19 protein-coding genes are annotated in these 17,649 nt (G+C 51.3%); 4 read left to right on the forward strand and 15 right to left on the reverse strand.

Annotation, left to right across the window (positions count from 1 at the left end; all coding sequences use genetic code 11):
• Position 1: 1 nt before the first annotated feature.
• From V6575_RS19070 to V6575_RS19090, 5 genes are all read right to left on the reverse strand, one after another.
• A complete protein-coding gene (locus tag V6575_RS19070; protein WP_340276600.1) occupies positions 2-718 on the reverse strand; it encodes a CpaD family pilus assembly protein in 717 nt (238 codons plus the stop codon).
• Between the two features lie 10 nt (positions 719-728).
• Positions 729-2,096, reverse strand: coding sequence for a type II and III secretion system protein family protein (locus V6575_RS19075; RefSeq protein ID WP_340276601.1), 1,368 nt, complete (start codon positions 2,094-2,096; stop codon positions 729-731).
• Positions 2,097-2,185: 89 nt separating this feature from the next.
• Complete coding sequence (gene cpaB, locus V6575_RS19080) at positions 2,186-2,956, reverse strand: Flp pilus assembly protein CpaB (protein WP_340276602.1); 771 nt, start codon at positions 2,954-2,956, stop codon at positions 2,186-2,188.
• A gap of 214 nt (positions 2,957-3,170) precedes the next feature.
• Positions 3,171-3,677 carry an A24 family peptidase gene (locus V6575_RS19085; RefSeq protein WP_340276603.1) on the reverse strand — a complete coding sequence of 169 codons (507 nt, stop codon included), beginning with the start codon at positions 3,675-3,677 and terminating at the stop codon, positions 3,171-3,173.
• A gap of 136 nt (positions 3,678-3,813) precedes the next feature.
• On the reverse strand, positions 3,814-3,996 hold the full coding sequence (locus V6575_RS19090) for a Flp family type IVb pilin (protein ID WP_340276606.1): 183 nt from the start codon (positions 3,994-3,996) through the stop codon (positions 3,814-3,816).
• A gap of 485 nt (positions 3,997-4,481) precedes the next feature.
• Between V6575_RS19090 and V6575_RS19095 the strand changes: the two genes are divergently transcribed.
• The 3 genes from V6575_RS19095 to V6575_RS19105 are packed head-to-tail and all read left to right on the forward strand — an operon-like array spanning position 4,482 to position 6,163.
• Positions 4,482-4,970 carry a pilus assembly protein N-terminal domain-containing protein gene (locus V6575_RS19095; RefSeq protein ID WP_340276608.1) on the forward strand — a complete coding sequence of 163 codons (489 nt, stop codon included), beginning with the start codon at positions 4,482-4,484 and terminating at the stop codon, positions 4,968-4,970.
• 12 nt (positions 4,971-4,982) lie between these two features.
• Positions 4,983-5,579: a TadE/TadG family type IV pilus assembly protein gene (locus V6575_RS19100; protein ID WP_340276610.1), complete on the forward strand. Its 597-nt coding sequence runs from the start codon at positions 4,983-4,985 to the stop codon at positions 5,577-5,579.
• An 8-nt stretch (positions 5,580-5,587) separates the two neighbouring features.
• Complete coding sequence (locus tag V6575_RS19105) at positions 5,588-6,163, forward strand: TadE/TadG family type IV pilus assembly protein (protein ID WP_340276612.1); 576 nt, start codon at positions 5,588-5,590, stop codon at positions 6,161-6,163.
• 25 nt (positions 6,164-6,188) lie between these two features.
• Here the strand turns inward: V6575_RS19105 and V6575_RS19110 are convergent, their stop codons facing one another.
• Positions 6,189-7,112: a phosphate/phosphite/phosphonate ABC transporter substrate-binding protein gene (locus tag V6575_RS19110; RefSeq protein ID WP_340276613.1), complete on the reverse strand. Its 924-nt coding sequence runs from the start codon at positions 7,110-7,112 to the stop codon at positions 6,189-6,191.
• Between the two features lie 94 nt (positions 7,113-7,206).
• Here V6575_RS19110 and V6575_RS19115 point away from each other — a divergent pair, with 94 nt between their 5' ends.
• Complete coding sequence (locus V6575_RS19115) at positions 7,207-7,824, forward strand: HAD family hydrolase (RefSeq protein WP_340276615.1); 618 nt, start codon at positions 7,207-7,209, stop codon at positions 7,822-7,824.
• A gap of 108 nt (positions 7,825-7,932) precedes the next feature.
• Here the strand turns inward: V6575_RS19115 and V6575_RS19120 are convergent, their stop codons facing one another.
• The 9 genes from V6575_RS19120 to V6575_RS19160 form a co-directional block, all read right to left on the reverse strand.
• Positions 7,933-8,967, reverse strand: a complete 1,035-nt coding sequence (locus V6575_RS19120; protein WP_340276616.1) for a histone deacetylase family protein — start codon at positions 8,965-8,967, stop codon at positions 7,933-7,935.
• A gap of 24 nt (positions 8,968-8,991) precedes the next feature.
• On the reverse strand, positions 8,992-9,990 hold the full coding sequence (locus V6575_RS19125; protein WP_340276617.1) for an aldose epimerase family protein: 999 nt from the start codon (positions 9,988-9,990) through the stop codon (positions 8,992-8,994).
• 191 nt (positions 9,991-10,181) lie between these two features.
• Positions 10,182-11,681 carry a phosphomannomutase/phosphoglucomutase gene (locus V6575_RS19130; RefSeq protein ID WP_340276618.1) on the reverse strand — a complete coding sequence of 500 codons (1,500 nt, stop codon included), beginning with the start codon at positions 11,679-11,681 and terminating at the stop codon, positions 10,182-10,184.
• A 73-nt stretch (positions 11,682-11,754) separates the two neighbouring features.
• On the reverse strand, positions 11,755-12,279 hold the full coding sequence (locus V6575_RS19135) for a retropepsin-like aspartic protease family protein (protein WP_340276619.1): 525 nt from the start codon (positions 12,277-12,279) through the stop codon (positions 11,755-11,757).
• Positions 12,280-12,350: 71 nt separating this feature from the next.
• Entirely contained in the window at positions 12,351-13,262 is a 912-nt protein-coding gene (locus V6575_RS19140) for a ribokinase (protein WP_340276620.1), read from the reverse strand.
• 106 nt (positions 13,263-13,368) lie between these two features.
• Positions 13,369-13,998, reverse strand: a complete 630-nt coding sequence (upp, locus tag V6575_RS19145; RefSeq protein ID WP_340276622.1) for a uracil phosphoribosyltransferase — start codon at positions 13,996-13,998, stop codon at positions 13,369-13,371.
• A 64-nt stretch (positions 13,999-14,062) separates the two neighbouring features.
• Complete coding sequence (locus V6575_RS19150; protein ID WP_340276623.1) at positions 14,063-15,310, reverse strand: DUF1688 family protein; 1,248 nt, start codon at positions 15,308-15,310, stop codon at positions 14,063-14,065.
• A gap of 15 nt (positions 15,311-15,325) precedes the next feature.
• Positions 15,326-16,321, reverse strand: a complete 996-nt coding sequence (locus V6575_RS19155) for an adenosine deaminase (protein ID WP_340276624.1) — start codon at positions 16,319-16,321, stop codon at positions 15,326-15,328.
• Positions 16,322-16,360: 39 nt separating this feature from the next.
• Positions 16,361-17,581 carry a phosphopentomutase gene (locus V6575_RS19160; protein WP_340276625.1) on the reverse strand — a complete coding sequence of 407 codons (1,221 nt, stop codon included), beginning with the start codon at positions 17,579-17,581 and terminating at the stop codon, positions 16,361-16,363.
• Between the last annotated feature and the right edge of the window lie 68 nt (positions 17,582-17,649).

The raw sequence follows: 17,649 nt of genomic DNA on the forward strand, positions 1-17,649 counted from the left end.
CCTATTCGGCGATTTCGGCGCCTACGCCTTCTTTGTATTGACTGGCCGTCGTATCGCCGGCCCTGTATTTCTCAAACGTCACAACCCGGCGCATCTGGTCAGGAGGTGTGCTCGCCCGCGGCGTGATCAAATCGGTAGGATTGCTCACCATCGCAGCGAGATTGGCTTGGGACGCACAGCCGAAATTCTCGTAATCCCGATTGACATTAAAGCCACCACCGATGTCCCTTGGCCATTCTCCGCACGTTCCAGCGGTTGCCATGACCCTTGCATATGATAGCCTAATAGGTGCCTGCGCCGATGCATCTTCGACCGCATAACTTCTGGTGGTAATGTAACGACCCAAAACGCCGCCTCTTTTCAAGGCACTGCGGATCTTTGGGGTCACCGCATGAACAGCTGACTCGTTGCCCGCTCCTGCAGGCACCAGAATTTCGACCGCGCCATCGCCATTTTGCAAGGACTGTGAACCGAAAGCGGCCACCGAATCTGACAGGTCTCGGTTCAGCGAGCGCGTGTTGTAGCCGATTGGCAAATCGAGCGTTTCCGGTTGCTCTGTGATGACAATCGGATGCCGAAGACGATAGTCATTCGCGGCCAGCGCCGACGTCTGGCTATCTCCAGTGTTCGTCTGGCATCCGGCAAGCACACCAAAACAGGCCAGACTGATCCCAATACGCAAGGTCCTCGGGAACAGAGTGTTTGCAGAGAAGCTCATTGTCTGTTCCTTACTTGTAGATAAAGCCGACTTGGCCTTGATAACTGCCTTCAGCCACCTGCCCCGGTGCTCGAAAGATCTTGTTGATCCGATTAAGGAAAATCGTGGCGCTATCCGTGGGCGGCTGAAGGTTTTTGTCAGGCCGTGTGAGCTTGCTCTGCGCAACCGGAGTAACAATGTAGGGCGTGACAAACACTGCCAGCTCAGTCTGCTGACGCAGAAAATCGCGGCTTTTGAAAAGCGCGCCCAAGATGGGCAACTGCATCAATCCAGGGACGCCATTGATAGACTGCCGATAACTTTCCCTCAGCAAACCAGCCATCACCAAGGTTCCGCCCGACGGCAACTCCAAAGTGGATTCAGCTCGCCTCACTTTCAAAGCAGAGATTGTTATGTTGCTAGCTGTTACTGCGCCATCATTAGTAAGCTCACTGACTTCTGTCTTGACCCGCAAGCTGATACGGCCGCCAGAAAGAACGACCGGCGTAAAGTCCAAGCCGACACCAAATTTCTTGAACTCTACCGAGACAGTATTATCGTCCTGCGCAACCGGGATTGGAAACTCCCCACCTGCGAGGAAACTCGCATTTTCGCCAGAGATCGCTGTCAGCGTCGGCTCTGCCAGTGTACGAATGACACCATCACGTTGCAGGGCCTTCAAATCGGCCTGGAGAGATGTATTTCCAGCCAGAAAAGAAGTTCCAAGATTTGCCTGATTCACAACACTGGAATTCACATTGAAGGACGTGGAGTTATTGAAAGACGTCGTATAGTTGCCAATTCCAACGGAACCGCCCAACTGCACGCCAAGCTGTTTAATAATGGACCGTTCAACTTCGGCAACGGTGACCTTCAATTGCACCTGATCTTTGCCATCTACCGAAATCAGGTTGAGAATCTGAGAAGCAGTTACGCCTTCCCCGGCGAAACGCGCCGCCAAGTCTCCTGCTCGCTGTGCGTCACCGGTGCTGATGGCTGTACCCGTCAGGATAATGTTTCCATTTAAAGATTCAGCCATGACATTGGCACGGGGAATCGCGCGGCGGATCAAGGCCGTCAAATCGGACGTATCCGGCTCTACTCTCAGATTAAAACTGGCCAACTCCCGACCTGAACGGCTGAATAGAACGAGGCTCGCCTGACCAGCCTTATTGCCCAGTATGAACACCCTGTGCTTTGTCTTGACTACGGCATCTGCAATATCAGGATTGGACACCAAAACATCGGCAACAGGATCGGCAAGATTAACAACCACGGACCTATTAACGCCGATGGTCAAGATCCGGGATTTGACACGTTCGCCAGACGCAACGTGTACTTGCGTGGGGAAGCCGTCGGCGGCACGTGCCTCTTGTTGGAAACCTGCCAGAAAGGTCATTATCCAGCACAAAGCAAACACTTTTGCCAAATCAGATCCACGGCGAACCCACATTTCTCTTCCAACCATTTTTTTCAATAAAAGCATGTTCAACGTCCCCCTGCTTGACTGGAAACGCCATATTTCACGAAGCTCACACCACCTCGTTTGCGTACGATTTCTTCATTGTCATCGGAGGAATCCTGAGCGCTCCGGAGTGCAAGGGAAATTGTTCCCGATTGTTGAGCTTGGGCTACGATCTCGGCCTGTGACAATGCAAGCTCCAATGTTGCAGTCCGCTTTGGCGACAAGTTCTTCTGATCTTTTTCGCCAGCTGTTGTGGTATCAATTGCAAGAACACGCACATTTTCGAGAATGGTTTCACTTGTCGCTGAATTGTCACGACCAGAGCGAGTCAGAATGAGATCAACCTTGTCACCAGGCAAAATAAACCCGCCAGCACTGGTTTCAGCTTCCACACTGACAGCAATTGCCCGCTGCCCCTTTGGTAGCATTGCCGCCATGAACCCTCGGTCAGTATCAATTAATCGCTGTGGTCGGATAGGTTCACCGCCGTAGATAGGCGCCTTTGCGATCTGACCGGTATAAGTTTCCTCGGCTTCAGGAACCTTCGACTTGGTAATTGCGCCTTTCGGAAGGGAATTTTCTGGCCAAGGTGCCCATTCAAGATCTTTAGCTGTAAGCTTTTCACCAAGTCTAATATCCTTGGATGCGACCAATACCTGCTCACTTGGAGAGACGAGTTCAGGCTGATCAACCAAAGACATCGGCTCAGGTTCGTTTGATTTCATCACCATGCGCGCTGCAAGCAACCCGGCACCCAATGCCACTCCAAGAACAACCAGTCGAGCGTACTTCATCACTAAATTCCACAGGTCCAGACGCGCTAAGCCGCATCACTTGTCCTAGTGTGGAACGCAAATCGTCAAAACATGGTTAACTTGGTGTAATCAAACTAAGTTAATGATTTTTAATATGAATTAATAGTTATTTAAATATTCGCAAAATTGAAGTAATTTACAATTAATTAAACATAAAACTCAAAATTAAACACAGGCAGATACATTAACCTCGCTAGCCAATCAAAATGAACCACTCAGATGATGCGTAAACTTGTAAAGCGGCAATAGAAATTGCTATGCCATAAGGAATTCCTGTTTCTTTGTCGTGAAGCCGGGAAACCCACTCCAAACGACTGAGGAACAGCGGCAAAATTGGCCATTTTCTAAACAATAACAGGCCAATGGTGAGGAACATTCCGTAAATTGCAGTCAGAAGTACAAAATCAAGTAGGCTACTGGTAAAACCAAACCAAAGGGCTATCGCACTGGCAATTTTAGCGTCGCCGCCCCCCATCCACCCAAAGGCGAACATGCAGAAACAAGCCACAAATACAATTGCACCACCTAGAAAATGCATACCCCAGTCTTGCCCCGATAATCCGGTTAACAGACCCACAAACAAAAATGCGCTCGCCAAAAGAATCGATACCCGATTGGGTATGGTCATAGTGAAAAGATCGGAAGCGCCCGCGTAGGCAACAAGAACTGGAAATACGGTCAGTAACACTGCATCAAACATAAAAATTCACACCGTTGTGTCTGGTGAAAACTTCATAAACACATCAGATGGCCAAACCGTTAACCAACGCAAAAACGGGCGATAAATCGCCCGCTTAAATTGCATAATAAATTATATTTCCATTTTGAATAACTTATTATGATGCTGGCACAGCTTTTTTAAGCTCAGTGCTAACATTCGTGAAGACCGCACCAAGGTCAGTGCCTATTGTCACGAGAGTCGCAACGATTACAACAGAAATAAGACCAGCAATCATTCCGTATTCGATTGCTGTTGCACCTGATTCATCATTTGCGAAACGTGCGAAAAGATTTTTCATAAGTCTACTCCAATACTACCACTTGATATGACGGTTCCATCGTTCGACGCGCCTGTTTACCGACCGTTCGAACTTGAGGGTAATTTACGAGCCTCATGTTTCCAAGGAGTTAAATTCAACACTCAATAGACCTAGTTTTTCGTAAAAATTACCTATAGTTAATGAAACATTAAATTCCATAAGACTTAACCTTCACTTACTCCATCAGAAACCAGCGGAATATTTTACTTAGTTCAAGCCACCCCTAGGCAAGGCGCCCTCTCAGGAAATTCATGTCTTTCTTTAACAATCAATCATCTCAATTATGACCTATCCATTTCGGTTCCCAGTTAACTATCTGCCCACCTTCTGCGTTCAGTGGCGGCTTCAGGCCGATCATTAACTTCTTTTCGATGAAGTCTGTTTCTTTCCACTAGAGCGTTAGGGCTTCCTTCACCTAGTTCTTGGTAAATGATCGTAAAGAATTTTCGATCTGGAGTACGGTCATGGGCGTTGGTAATTTCTGGTTTCAAAAATTTGGCATCGCCATCATGCTTATGCTCACCTCCCTTTCTGCCCTCGCAGAAGAAACAGAAACCTCTGCAACAGCGGTCACGGTAACGGTTGATCGCGCAAAAGTTTTTCGGATAGAAGAAGCGGCCAGCACCGTGATTGTCGGAAATCCGTTCATTGCAGATGTCTCCATGCATGACCGCTATACCGTCGTCGTTACGGGAAAAGCCTATGGCAGCACGAATCTTGTAATCCTTGATGATGCAAACGAGCCCATCATCGACGAAATCATTACCGTTAAAGCCCAAGATGAAAACACTGTCTCCGTATTCCGCAATGTTGCAAGAACGACTTATTCCTGCTCTCCCGGATGCGAGCCAACACTGCGGCTAGGAGACAATCAGGCCGCTTTTGCCTCGGCGGCAGAACAATCTTCAACCCGTAGTGAGTTGGCCGTTAAAGCGGCCGGGGCCGGAAACTAGAGCATTGCAGATATGGCCGTTCAAAATAACCATCCAGACTCGTGTGCGACGCCAAGAAAACCAAAGCTCAACCAATATTTTTTAGGTCGAATGCTTAGGCGGTGCATAAAGAATAAAGAAGGTGTCACGGCAATCGAATTCGCCGCTGTTGGCTTGCCCTTCTTTATGCTTGTTCTTGGAATTATGGAACTCGGATTGGCGTTTTTCGTCAATCGGGTTTTGGACAATGCAACCCTTGAATCTGCTCGTTTGATTAGAACCGGGCAGGCACAGCATAGCAATTTTAACGCCGTTGATTTTAAAAAAGACGTTTGCGCAAGGTTAACAGCCGTTTTCTGCAGCCCTGTTAGATTAATTGTTGATGTAAGGAAATATGACAGCTTCACAGGCATAACGACCCCACCTGATCTGTTGAATGATAAAGGTGAACCGAATGATGAGAATGACTTTTCGATCGGTGAGGGCAACGACATCATCGTTGTTCGCACGCTCTATCGTTGGCCCATGTTCACATCATTCCTCCATTCGAACCCTGGCGACACAGGTGATGGGGACCGCCTCATCTACTCAACGGCTGTGTTCAGAAACGAGCCTTTTCCTTCTCCATGAGAGCCAACATGCTGCGCAAAATATTCAACAGAAGAATTCATAGGTTTGCTGTCGATAAGACCGCTGTAGCCGCCGTCGAATTTGCCTTGATATTGCCGTTCCTTCTTCTCCTTTTAATCGGTATGGCCGAAACAACATCCGCCCTGAATCAGGACCGTAGGGTCAGTCAGGTTGCCAGTAGCGTCACGGACCTTGTGGCGCAGAGTAAAAGCATGTCATCAAATGACATGACAGACATCATGAAGGCCGTTGGAGCCATCATGGCGCCCTATAACTCTGCGGCACTTGAAGTCATTGTTGCGAGTGTTACTTTCGATGATGAAGGTGAGCCTAAAGTCGACTGGAGTGTAAACAAGGATGGGAATACGCCGGACACATGGATAAAAGGTCAAAAGCCTCCAATCGATATTCCGGAAACGATTTCGATTGCAGGCACCTCGCTCGTATTTGGCTCGGCCTCTTATAAATTCATTCCGAAATTTGCCGGCCTTTCCGACAGTATATTTCCGGGTGCTGCGCTTATTCAAATGGGAGATCACTATTTTCTCAAGCCACGCATAACGGCAACAGTAACGTTCAACTAACCGCACAAAGAGCCATGTTCTTTCGTTACTCTTTAACAAAAACTGTTTGAAAATCAGGTTCATAAGATCGAAGCACCGCCCGGTAATCGGCGTGCACGACAGGTTCCAACCCTCCAGGAAAATCTGGTTCCCTGGAAAAATATGCCAGGGGATCCGCCTCGAGCAAATCGAGCAGAGCACCGCGTAACTGCCGTTTCGTATGATCAGGTAACCCTGACCTCACAGCATGCGCGTTATATGGAATTGGCTGAGACCTCCAGACAATCTGAAGTTTATCGAACCCGGCTGCCCCCCTCAGGAAGAAGTCATTCAAAGAGCCAGCGGTGTATCCTGTGTTCGGTGCACCAGCGAGGCTTGACCAACCCAAAGAGGCTTCAATCCGACCGTCCAGAACCGCCTGAAGCCCCTCAATCTCCCCCTTGACTTGAACCATCGTGCGAAAGTGCTTGCGTGGATCGATCCCTTCAGCAAGTAAATTGGACAGCGGCACCCGGTAGCTCGCAATAGACAAATGGTCACCAACCCCAAGGCGTCCACCTTTCAAATCAGCGATTGTCTTGCGTGGTTTGGCCGTTTTGGCAATCAACACCGAATAAAACCGTGCCGGAAAACCATCCGGCCGAACAGTTGCCAGCGGTTCGATACACTCACACTCAGAGTAAACCGCCGCATAGGATGATGAAGAAAGCCTGGCATAATCAATATCACCATTTGCCAAGGCCTCAGCCAATTGCCCCAAAGTGTCGATCAGAAACAAATCCACCGGCACATCCAGCTTCTCTTCCAGATACAGTCTGAATGGTTCAATGCGCTCACGAATTGCCTCATCTGGGCTCAATGAAACACCCAAACGCAAGCGTTGAAAATCATCCTGCCCAGCTGCAGGTGAATTTGCTGCCAAGGCCAGCAAAATTGCCGAAAACACAAGCTGAAGACGTTTGAATGTCATAGATTCGCCGCGGGTTAATGGTTGGGTCCGGAAATCAAAGTGGCTATAATTAAATCCTGATACTGCATTTCCAGACAATCACTTAGGAGATTTGATGACCACGCCTGTCACAACAGTTGTCTTTGATGTAGGCAACGTTCTCATTGAATGGGGCCCGGAGCACCTTTACCGTGAACTTATCCCGGATACTGTGGAACGCACGAGTTTTCTAACCCACATTTGTTCCATGGAGTGGAACCTGCAGCAAGACCTCGGACGTAATTGGAGCGAGGCTATCGCGCTGTTGTCCAGCGAATATCCTGAGCATGCTGATTTGATTGCCGCTTATTCATCCCGCTGGCATGATATGGTTCCGGGAGAAATCAGTGGCAGCGTGCGCATTCTTGAAGATTTGAAACGATCCAAGACCCCGCTGTATGCGATCACAAACTTCTCGTCAGAGAAGTTCAACGAAGCCCAGGAACGCTTTTCGTTTCTAAAAACGTCCTTCAGCGACATTGTCGTATCAGCCGAAGAGGGCCTGCTAAAGCCAGATGTCAGGATCTATGAAGTTTTGTTTTCCAGAAACAAACTTGATCCGTCAGCTTGCGTCTTCATTGATGATTCAGAGAAGAACGTCTTGGGAGCCCGGGAGGCCGGAATGCAGGCCCTGCATTTCACTAGCGCGGAAAAATTGCGTGCCGACCTTATCGACATGGACTTTCCGCTTTAGGGTTCGCACTCATTACAAAAAGTTAGAACATTTCCCGGTCAAGCAGTTCGCATCTTGGTTCAGACCAACCGGGAAATACACCGCTCATAAGCTGGCAACGCAACTGCTTTATGCTCCTGCCTCAAATCCCCGGAGCACATTCACGCAATTAGTGCCAAGGGCATCAACTGCATACCCCCCTTCCATCAGAAAAACGGTCGGCAGTCCGATAGCCGCAAGTCGGTTTCCCAATGCCGTGAAATCATCGCTCTTGAACTTAAAGCCGGAAATAGGATCATTCTCGAAACAGTCGAGGCCTAGAGAAATGATCAGATAATCCGGCTTGAATGCGACCACCTTGTTGCAAGCTTCTTCAAGGGCCCTTGCGTATTCTCGCCAATGCGTTCCAAGCGGCAAAGGCCAGTTCTGATTAAAGCCTGCTCCCTCGTTCTCACCGGTCTCATCTGCATGGCCGAGGAAAAACGGGTATTCTACTTTCGGGTCAGCATGAATTGACAAGAAGAGGACATCGGATCGATCATAAAAAATCGACTGCGTGCCATTGCCGTGGTGATAGTCCACATCCAGAATGGCAACACGTTCTGCGCCTTGATCCCTGAACCATTGCGCGGCAATAGCTGCATTATTCAGGAAACAATAGCCGCCGAAAAAATCGGGGCCGCTGTGGTGTCCTGGTGGACGGCAGAGGCCAAAGGCTGCCTTTTCTCCCTGTTTCACGAGTCTGGCTGCCGTAAGTGCCGTGTTGGCGGAAGCCTTGGCGGCTTCAAAGGTGAACTCACCCACAGGTGTTCCTGAATCCATGGAATAACGTCCAAGCAAACCATCGATATGCTCGGGAACGGGGTCTTCTCGAAGGGTCCTGACAGGCCACACGAACGGAAAGGCTTCAGAGCTACGACCTTCCGCAATCCATCGTGCCCAAAAGCTCTCCATAAAAGCCAGATAGTCCGCAGAATGGACCCGACGTAGCGGATCAACTCCGAAATCATCCGGCTCCATCACCTCACCGAGGCCGCAATCGCGGATGGTCCCCAGCACGATTTCAGCACGTTGTGGAATCTCAACGGCAGGTTTTAACTCTCCGTCAGAAATCTCATTCTTTGGATCGTGGCCCAGCTGTGTTTTGGAAAAAATAGTCTTCAACAGAATTTGCCTTTTAAGTCCTATTTAGGAGAAACGAAACTCGGTCACATGCGTATAGGTCTCGCCGGGACGCAGGAGAACATCCGGAAAAGTCTCCTGGTTGACACTGTCCGGATAGGCTTGTGTCTCAAGGCAGAGACCTGAGTACGCTCCATATGATGCACCATCCAGACCTGCTACAGGAACCTGAACTTTGTAGCCGTCATAAAGTTGGAGCCCAGGTTCAGAGGTCCAGACTTCCATCCGGCATTCTCCTTGGCTGTCTTCCAACGCCGCAGCAAAGGCGATGTCACCAAGCGGTTTTTCTCCAAGACAGAAGTTATGATCGAATATCACATCCTTCTCAGTGGCCTTTCGGCGAAGCTTGCGACCGCTTCGGAAATCATACGACGTCCATTCCACGCTCCGGATTTCACCAGTTGGCAGAAACTCTTCGCTCACAGGCAGATAAGCGTCTGCCGCAATCTCCAGCGTATGATCCAGGATCGTTGGACTGCCATCAAGATTGAAATAGCTGTGCTGGGTGACATTCAAGATAGTCGTCTTGTCCGTGGTTGCTGTGAACTTCACCCGCAATGCCCCTGCTCCGGTCAGGGTATAGCGGCACAAGACTTCAACACAGCCAGGATATCCCTCCTCACCGTCTTCGGACACATACTTCAGTAGAACGCTGGCCTTATCCCGCTGCTCAAGGGACCAAACCCGGCTGGAAAAGCCCGTTGCTCCGCCATGGAGTTGATGTTTTCCATCCTCATTAATGCCCAATTGATAGGACGTTCCATCAATTTCACAACGCGCGTTGGCAATCCGGTTGGCACAGCGCCCGGGAACAGCTCCAAAATACGGAGAATGATCCAGATAGCCTTGCAGATCCTCAAAACCAAGAACAACGCTTTTGCCGTTGAACTTAAAGTCCCGAATGATGGCGCCATACGTCAGGATCTTGGCCTCCAAGGGGCCCTTCTTCAGCGTGATCTCATCAATTTTTGTGCCATCGGCAAGCAAGCCGAAATCCCGGATCATTTTCTGCATCCCCAGTCATCAGACATTTTGAAAATTCTCATGAGAATTTGTAGTGCGCATTGATCACCCGTTGCAGGCTTTCCAGATCATAGCTCAAGTTATCAACCACTCGCCAAATTCAGGGGCAATAATAGCTTCGCAATGACCGCGACCTACGTCCTTATGGCTTAAGGCGTAGGTCGCATTTCAAATCAGATCTTCTGATTGTACTCACCGACTTCCGGGTTTTCCCGCAAGACAGCGTCCACGGCGTGGAACATGGAATGAAGCCGTTCTTCAGAGGCAGGGCTCTCTACGACCACAACCAGCTCCGGCTTGTTGGACGATGCACGCACCAGCCCCCAAGTACCATCTTCCGTTACCACTCGCACGCCATTGACCAGGATCAGATCTGTGATCGGAGATCCTGCTATCTTTTCGCCCTTAGCCTGCATGTCCTTGAAGCGCGCCACGACACGATCAACCACATCATATTTAATTTCATCGGCGCAATGCGGCGACATCGTTGGAGAACCCCAGGTCTTGGGCAGGTCACGGCGCAAATCTGCCATGGTCTTGCCCGGGTTGCGGTCCAGCATGTCGAGGATCGCAATCGCCGAGACCAAACCGTCATCATATCCACGGCCAATCGGCGCGTTGAAGAAATAGTGGCCTGACTTTTCAAAGCCGACAATCGCGCCAAGCTCGGCAACCCGGCGTTTGATGTAGGAATGACCTGTCTTGTAGTAGTCGGTCTTTGCGCCGTTGGCTTTAAGAACCGGATCCGTGTTGAAAAGGCCGGTTGATTTCACATCGACCACAAACTGGGAATCTGGATGCAATGCCGAGATATCACGAGCCAGCATCACACCGACTTTATCGGCGAAAATCTCTTCGCCTTCATTGTCGACAACACCACAGCGATCACCATCACCGTCAAACCCAAGTCCAACTTCAGCACCGGTTTCCATAACTTTGTCGCGAATGGCATGAAGCATTTTCATATCTTCCGGATTTGGATTGTAGTTCGGGAAACTATGATCGAGTTCCGTATCTAGCGGAATAACTTCAGCTCCCAGAGCCTCAAGAATTCTAGGTGCAAAGGCGCCGGCAGTTCCATTGCCACAGGCGGCAACGATCTTGATTGGGCGTTTTAGTTTCGCGCGGTTTGTCAGGTCTTCGAAATAGACATCCTCAAAACGCTCGATATAACGATAGCTGCCGCTGCCCTTAGAAATGAACGCAGCTTCCAGAACAATATCTTTCAAGCGTCCCATTTCATCCGGACCGAAAGTCAGTGGGCGATTAATGCCCATCTTAACGCCCGTCCAGCCATTGTCGTTGTGAGAAGCGGTGATCATCGCAACTGCGGGCACATCAAGCGCAAACTGGGCGAAATAGGCCATCGGTGACAAGGCAAGCCCAATGTCGTGCACGTTGATCCCGGCGGCCATCAGACCATTGATGACGGCCATCTTGATGGAAGCGGAATAACCGCGAAAATCATGGCCCACCACAATGTCAGGGCGAATGCCACGTTCATGCATCAGGGTTCCAATGCCGAGGCCCAACGCCTGCATGCCCATCAAATTGATTTCTTTTTCAAACAACCAGCGGGCGTCATATTCACGGAAGCCGGTTGGCTTCACCATTGGCTGGGTTTCGTAGGCATGTGTATTTGGCTTTAGGGATGCCTGCGGTTTCGGGAACATATTTTACCTCACAAGATGGAATTTGGTCAGTGCCAGAATTTTAGAAAAGGTCCCTGTTCAAAACAGCAAGAGCTTATTGAATGAGGACCATGGTGTCATTGGATATGTCAAATCGTTTCAGTTGGCTTAGGGCTGACATGCCGAGCAGGGGCTGAGACAATGCGTTATCCCGTAACACCAGCACATCAACATTCTTGAGCCGTACTCGGCCCATTTTTAGCTCGCGCAAATTCGATCTGGCCCCATAAGTCATGCCATTTGCAGTCTTGACTGGAACATTAAAGTCGGAATGTTTCAGGAAGATGCCAGCAGATCGTGCAGCTTTTTCCGGCAAAGCGACTGAGGAAGCTCCGGTGTCGATTAACATCTCAACAAACCGTCCATTGATCCGGGCTTCCGTTACAAAACTGCCGTTGCGCGATACGTCCACCTTATGAACACGGCGTCCCCCAGCATCACTCGCTTGTTCGGTCTGTTCATCATCGGCATATCCTACCATTTCCATAACTTTGGAAGCAGACAGGTCGCCCTCCAGCAACTTTGGAACCAAAGACAGGGCTGCGACAACGAACAAGAATACCAAGGCATAGTGCCACATGACCGGGAACACCGCATAAGGAATATTACCTAACGATAGCAGGACCAGGTTAGCAGTCAGTGAAGCAAACCTCAGAGCTCGTTTTTAAGATTGACTGCCATCCGAATGATTTCATCACGATCTGGAGCGCTGGACTGCGCACCTGTCGCAAGACAGGCCAGACTTCCAGCCGCGACCGCCTCCTTTAGAGCAAGTTCTGTCTCGGCACCTCGATCAACTGCGGCACTCAGAGCTCCGCAGAAAGCATCGCCTGCTCCGGTCGTGTCCATGACTGTGATCTTGGGCGATAGGATTCGGTAGCGCGTTGTTCCCTTGCCTGCAATCACGCCATTGCCGCCAAGCGTGACAACTACAAGCTCGCACTCTGTTGCCATGGCATCAATGAAGCTTTCTGGAGAAGACGGAAGGCCCAGCAACTCGGCAAGCTCCTTGGCCTCACCTTCATTCACCACCAGGATATCAACCCCGCGAACAAGGCTGGCGTTTGTGGCCGAGGGCACAGGCGCGGGATTCCAGATCATTGTCGCACCGGCCTTGCGCCCGATCTCCAAGGCTTTGACGATTTCGGCTTCAGGCACCTCACCTTGCATCAGCAGGGTATCTTGATCTGATGTCAGTAGCGGCTCGAGCCAACTGGCTGCAACCTGCCGATTTGCGCCACTCGCGACAATAATCTGGTTCTCACCACTGCCTTCCACGCCAATGAACGCGAGACCCGTTGCACCGCCCAATCGGCGAACCGTTTCGAGATCCACACCGGCACTCTTCAGGTTTTCAAGAGCCCCATCTGCAAAGGCATCCGTGCCGACGGCCCCAACCATGCGAACGCTGCCCCCTGCCCGTCGGGCCGCAAGAGCCTGATTGCTGCCTTTGCCACCTGCAAATGCCTGATGCTCGGACCCGATGACAGTTTCACCACGCGTCGGCAGCCTTTGAACAGCAACCACCAAGTCGAGATTGATCGAGCCGAATACTGTAATCATGGATCCCTCCGAAAAAAAGAAAGCTACCGAGCAGCGCGCGCGTCGAATAAGCAAAAGGCGCCCGACACAAATCGGACGCCTGAAACCATCATGCCTGACGGCCAAATTATTTCGTGCCGTACATCCGGTCGCCCGCATCGCCCAAGCCCGGAACGATGTAGCCATGGTCATTCAATTTCTGATCCACAGAAGCCGTGAAAATTGGCACATCAGGATGCGCTTCGTTAAACTTGGCAACGCCTTCAGGTGCAGCAAGCAGGCACAGGAAACGAATGTTGTTTGCGCCGCGCTCTTTCAATTTATCAACTGCCGCGATCGCTGAATTTGCGGTTGCCAGCATCGGGTCAACCACAATGACCAAACGCTCGTTCAGGTCTTCAGGTGCTTTGAAATAATATTCGACCGGCTTAAGTGTCTTAGGGTCTCGGTAGAGACCGATATGAGCGACACGCGCGGATGGAACCAGATCCAACATGCCTTCCAACAGGCCATTCCCAGCGCGCAGCACGGATGCGAACACCAGCTTCTTGCCAGCAAGCGTAGGAGATTCCATCTCGCAGATCGGAGTCTCGATTGTCTGCTGAGTAACCGGCAAGTCCCGGGTCACTTCGTAGCAAAGCAGAAGCGAAATCTCACGCAGCAAGCGCCGGAAGCCTTGGGTCGACGTTGCCTTGTCGCGCATGATCGTCAGCTTGTGCTGGACGAGCGGGTGATGGACGATTGTCGCTCCGGACATGCTTGCCTCTTTCATTTGGGCCCAAGTCGCGAAGGGCCTGTCTCTTGGAATATGCTATATTGTGCTATGCCCTGAAAGGTAGCCAAAAAACACCCCCGCCGCCGAGGATTTTTGCCGCTTTTTCGCTGGTCAGAGGATTTTCCCTTAGAATCTTACGCCCGGCCCGGCTTGATCCGGCCTCAAGCACACAGGTCAGAGGGAGCGTTTCCCGATCAACATCGAGTTCAGAACGTAACTCATCAGCCAACTCGGCTGACAGGCCCAAGCAAACAGCCCTGAGCTCAATAGCTCCATCCAGCGGCAACCAGGCCTTCTCAAGACGCGGCTTTATAGCACCACAGGCAATAAACAGCGCCGCATGGTCAATGTCAGCAAGCCCCGGCAACTCTTCCAGCCCGCTGATCCCAATCCCGGCCAAGGCGAATGGCTCAATAAGGCTGTAGACGACTTCCAAGGCAGGGAGATGAAAAGGCATAACTCCTGCCGCCGGAAGGTCAGCAAAAAGGCTCGAATGCTGCCAAGCATCTCCAAGGATAACATCATCCAGAACCGCCCCACCCTGCCAAAGCGGCGTTAGCCCCTCCAGAACAGCATCGAGGACTGCAGATGCATCCAATTGCCCATCGAGTGCATTCTCCGCCAAACAGGCCATTAGACAGCCCGGCCGGATTTCGTCATTCCGCTCAAACAGATCTGGCCGCAGCCCGATTGCTTCGCCAAGCCGCTTGAGGAGATGGGACAGCTTCGTAATGTCTTCCAAGTCATCGTCGGCATCAAGTTGAAGCCCTGCGGCAATCTCTGCGCTTTCCAGGCGGATCAACGCATGAGCATCAACACGGAGCGGATCTTCCGGCATGGCGGAAAACGTTCCAGCTGCAAACATGGACAGCACGGCAAGCGCCCGACCCTGCTGATCAGAGTAGGCGTTTCCGGAAACAGCTTCCGAATAACTCCATGAAGGCCTCAGAGCCACATTCATAACCGCGGTTACAACGGCCAGATCTCCTGCGGACTTCAGCATATCTTCGGCAGTTTCAAATTCCCTTGCGCCTGCCAGCATTGACCATCGATCCATTCCGCCTGTCTCAAAAGACCTCCAGCAGCCATGGGGCGGGATCTGGTAATCAGGGTAATTGTGCTCGCATTCGTCCAGAACCCAGCGGACCGCTTGTTCCATACACCCGGGGATGACCTCAAGACTGGCCAACTCGCCTGCCCGCCCCTTTGTCATCACCAATTCCACTCTTTCTCTGACGGCTTTTGCATTGAGCAGAGAGATCGCTGCAGATGGAGAAGGCGATAATGTTGTCATAGGTCAGTTTTGCTTTCAATCAGCCCTAGCACTATCGAGCCGCACCAGCAGGCGCTGTTTCGTTGAGTGATCGCAAAAAGCAGCTTCAATCGCAGTGCGCGTAATGCTGATCTGATCCGCGAAGGTCCATCCGAAGGTCTTGGAGACACTAGAATATTCCCTGCCGAGCGTCGTGTCAAAGAAGGGTGGATCATCCGAATTCAGGGTCATGCGAACGCCTTGCCGACGCAGCAGGTTGATGGGATGGAATCGCAGCACGGAACAGACACCCAGCTTAACGTTTGATGCCGGGCAAACCTCCAGAACAACCCGCTCATCCACCAGGCGCTTGATCAGGTCCTTATCTTCAATTGCCCGAACCCCGTGCCCGATGCGTTTCACACGGAGAAATTCCAACGCTGCCAGAATGCTGTCAGCGCCAGAGAACTCTCCAGCATGCGCCGTCAAACCGAGTCCCGCATCGCCAGCCATCCTGAAGGCCTTTGCGAAATTCGCAGCATGGCCTTCACGTTCATCTCCTGCAAGGCCAAATCCTGTGACCAAGGGATGAGGATTTCCGACCACTTCCTTTGCCACACGCTCAACCGCAGCTGCACCGAAATGACGAACGCCAACTGCAATCATCCGCCCTTCAATGCCTGTTTCATCTTTTGCACGTTCAATGCCTGCCGCAAGCCCTTCGATATAAGATCGATAGGACAGGCCAGCGGCCTGAGCGTGATCCGGAGACACAAATATTTCGCCATAAATCGCGCCTTCAGCGGCAAGCATCCGGAAATATGTCTCACTCAACAGCGCATAGTCGCCCGGCGTCTTGAAGACTGAACTTGCAAGATCGTAGGCCTGCAGAAAGCTGGTAAAATCAGACCAGACGTACTTCCCCTTGGCGTCGATGATCGACGACACATCAACATTGTGTTTTTCCGCTAGACGCATGACCAGCGATGGCGGTGCAGCGCCTTCGATATGGCAGTGAAGTTCAGCCTTCGGTACAGCTGTATGTGTTGTCATGATCTGCCTTCATCCATGCGCTGGCGGCCCGTTGCCGTTTTACAGGAAGCTCACACCATGAGATCCGGGCGCAACACCCAGATGATGCGCAATGGTTTCGCCAATGTCAGCAAATGTCTTGCGAATTCCAACGGAATGTCCTGCCAAACCTGGTCCAGTCGCCAAAACGGGCACATGTTCACGCGTGTGGTCTGTCCCTTTCCAGGTTGGATCGCAGCCATGATCAGCCGTCAGAATCAGCAGATCTCCCTCTTTCAATGCGGAGATCATATCCGGTAATCGCTCATCAAAGCGTTCTAACGCTGCTGCATAACCTGGCACATCACGGCGATGGCCGAATAAAGAATCGAAATCGATGAAATTGGCAAAGACGAGATCTCCGTCACCTGCAATCTCGATTGCTTCCATCGTCTTGTCGAAAAGCTCGTCGTTGCCAACACCCTTGAGGACTTTCGTGACGCCCTGATGTGCAAAGATGTCGGAAATCTTGCCAACACCAAAAACGGATTTTCCATTTGCCGTGATCCGGTCGAGCAAAGTCGGTTCAGGCGGCAGGACCGAATAATCACGCCGGTTTGACGTTCGTGCAAAATCAGCTGCCCCCGTGCCGTCAAACGGACGCGCGATCACGCGGCCAATATTGTAGGGGCCGACCAGTTCACGCACGGTCTCGCAAAGCGCATAGAGCCGTTCCAATCCAAAATGCCCTTCATGGGCTGCAATCTGAACGACGGAATCTGCAGACGTGTAGAAAATGGGCTTCCCGGTACGAAGATGCTCTTCTCCGAGTTCCTCGATAATCACGGTACCGGAGGCATGCTTGTTACCAAGAATCCCTGGAATGCTGGCCGCTTGGACAACCGCTCCAATCAAGTCGTCCGGGAATGTCGGAATGGTTTCAGGGAAATAGCCCCAGTCGAAAAGAACAGGAACGCCTGCGATTTCCCAATGACCGGAAGGTGTGTCCTTGCCGTGCGAGGTTTCTGCAGCGCAGCCCCAAATTCCTTCAGGCTCACCATCGAAATCAAGGCCCGGAGCTGCTTTTCCATTCGACAAAAGAGAGGCACGACCAAGCCCGAGCCGATCCATATTCGGCACATGCAAAGGACCGGACCGCAATCCGACGCGGTCGGCTTTGCCGGTAGCGCAAGCTTCCGCTATGTGGCCGAGTGTATCTGAACCGGCGTCTCCGAAGCTGCTTGCGTCGGCGGCACCACCAATCCCGAAACTGTCCAATACGCATAGTATTGCACGAGCCATGAGGGTTTCCTCTTGTTATCCCGGCCAGCTTTTCGCCAGCACTTTTTGCGGCCATTCCCCAGTGCGAG

Source organism: Roseibium algae, from assembly GCF_037783265.1.
Lineage (GTDB): Bacteria > Pseudomonadota > Alphaproteobacteria > Rhizobiales > Stappiaceae > Roseibium > Roseibium algae.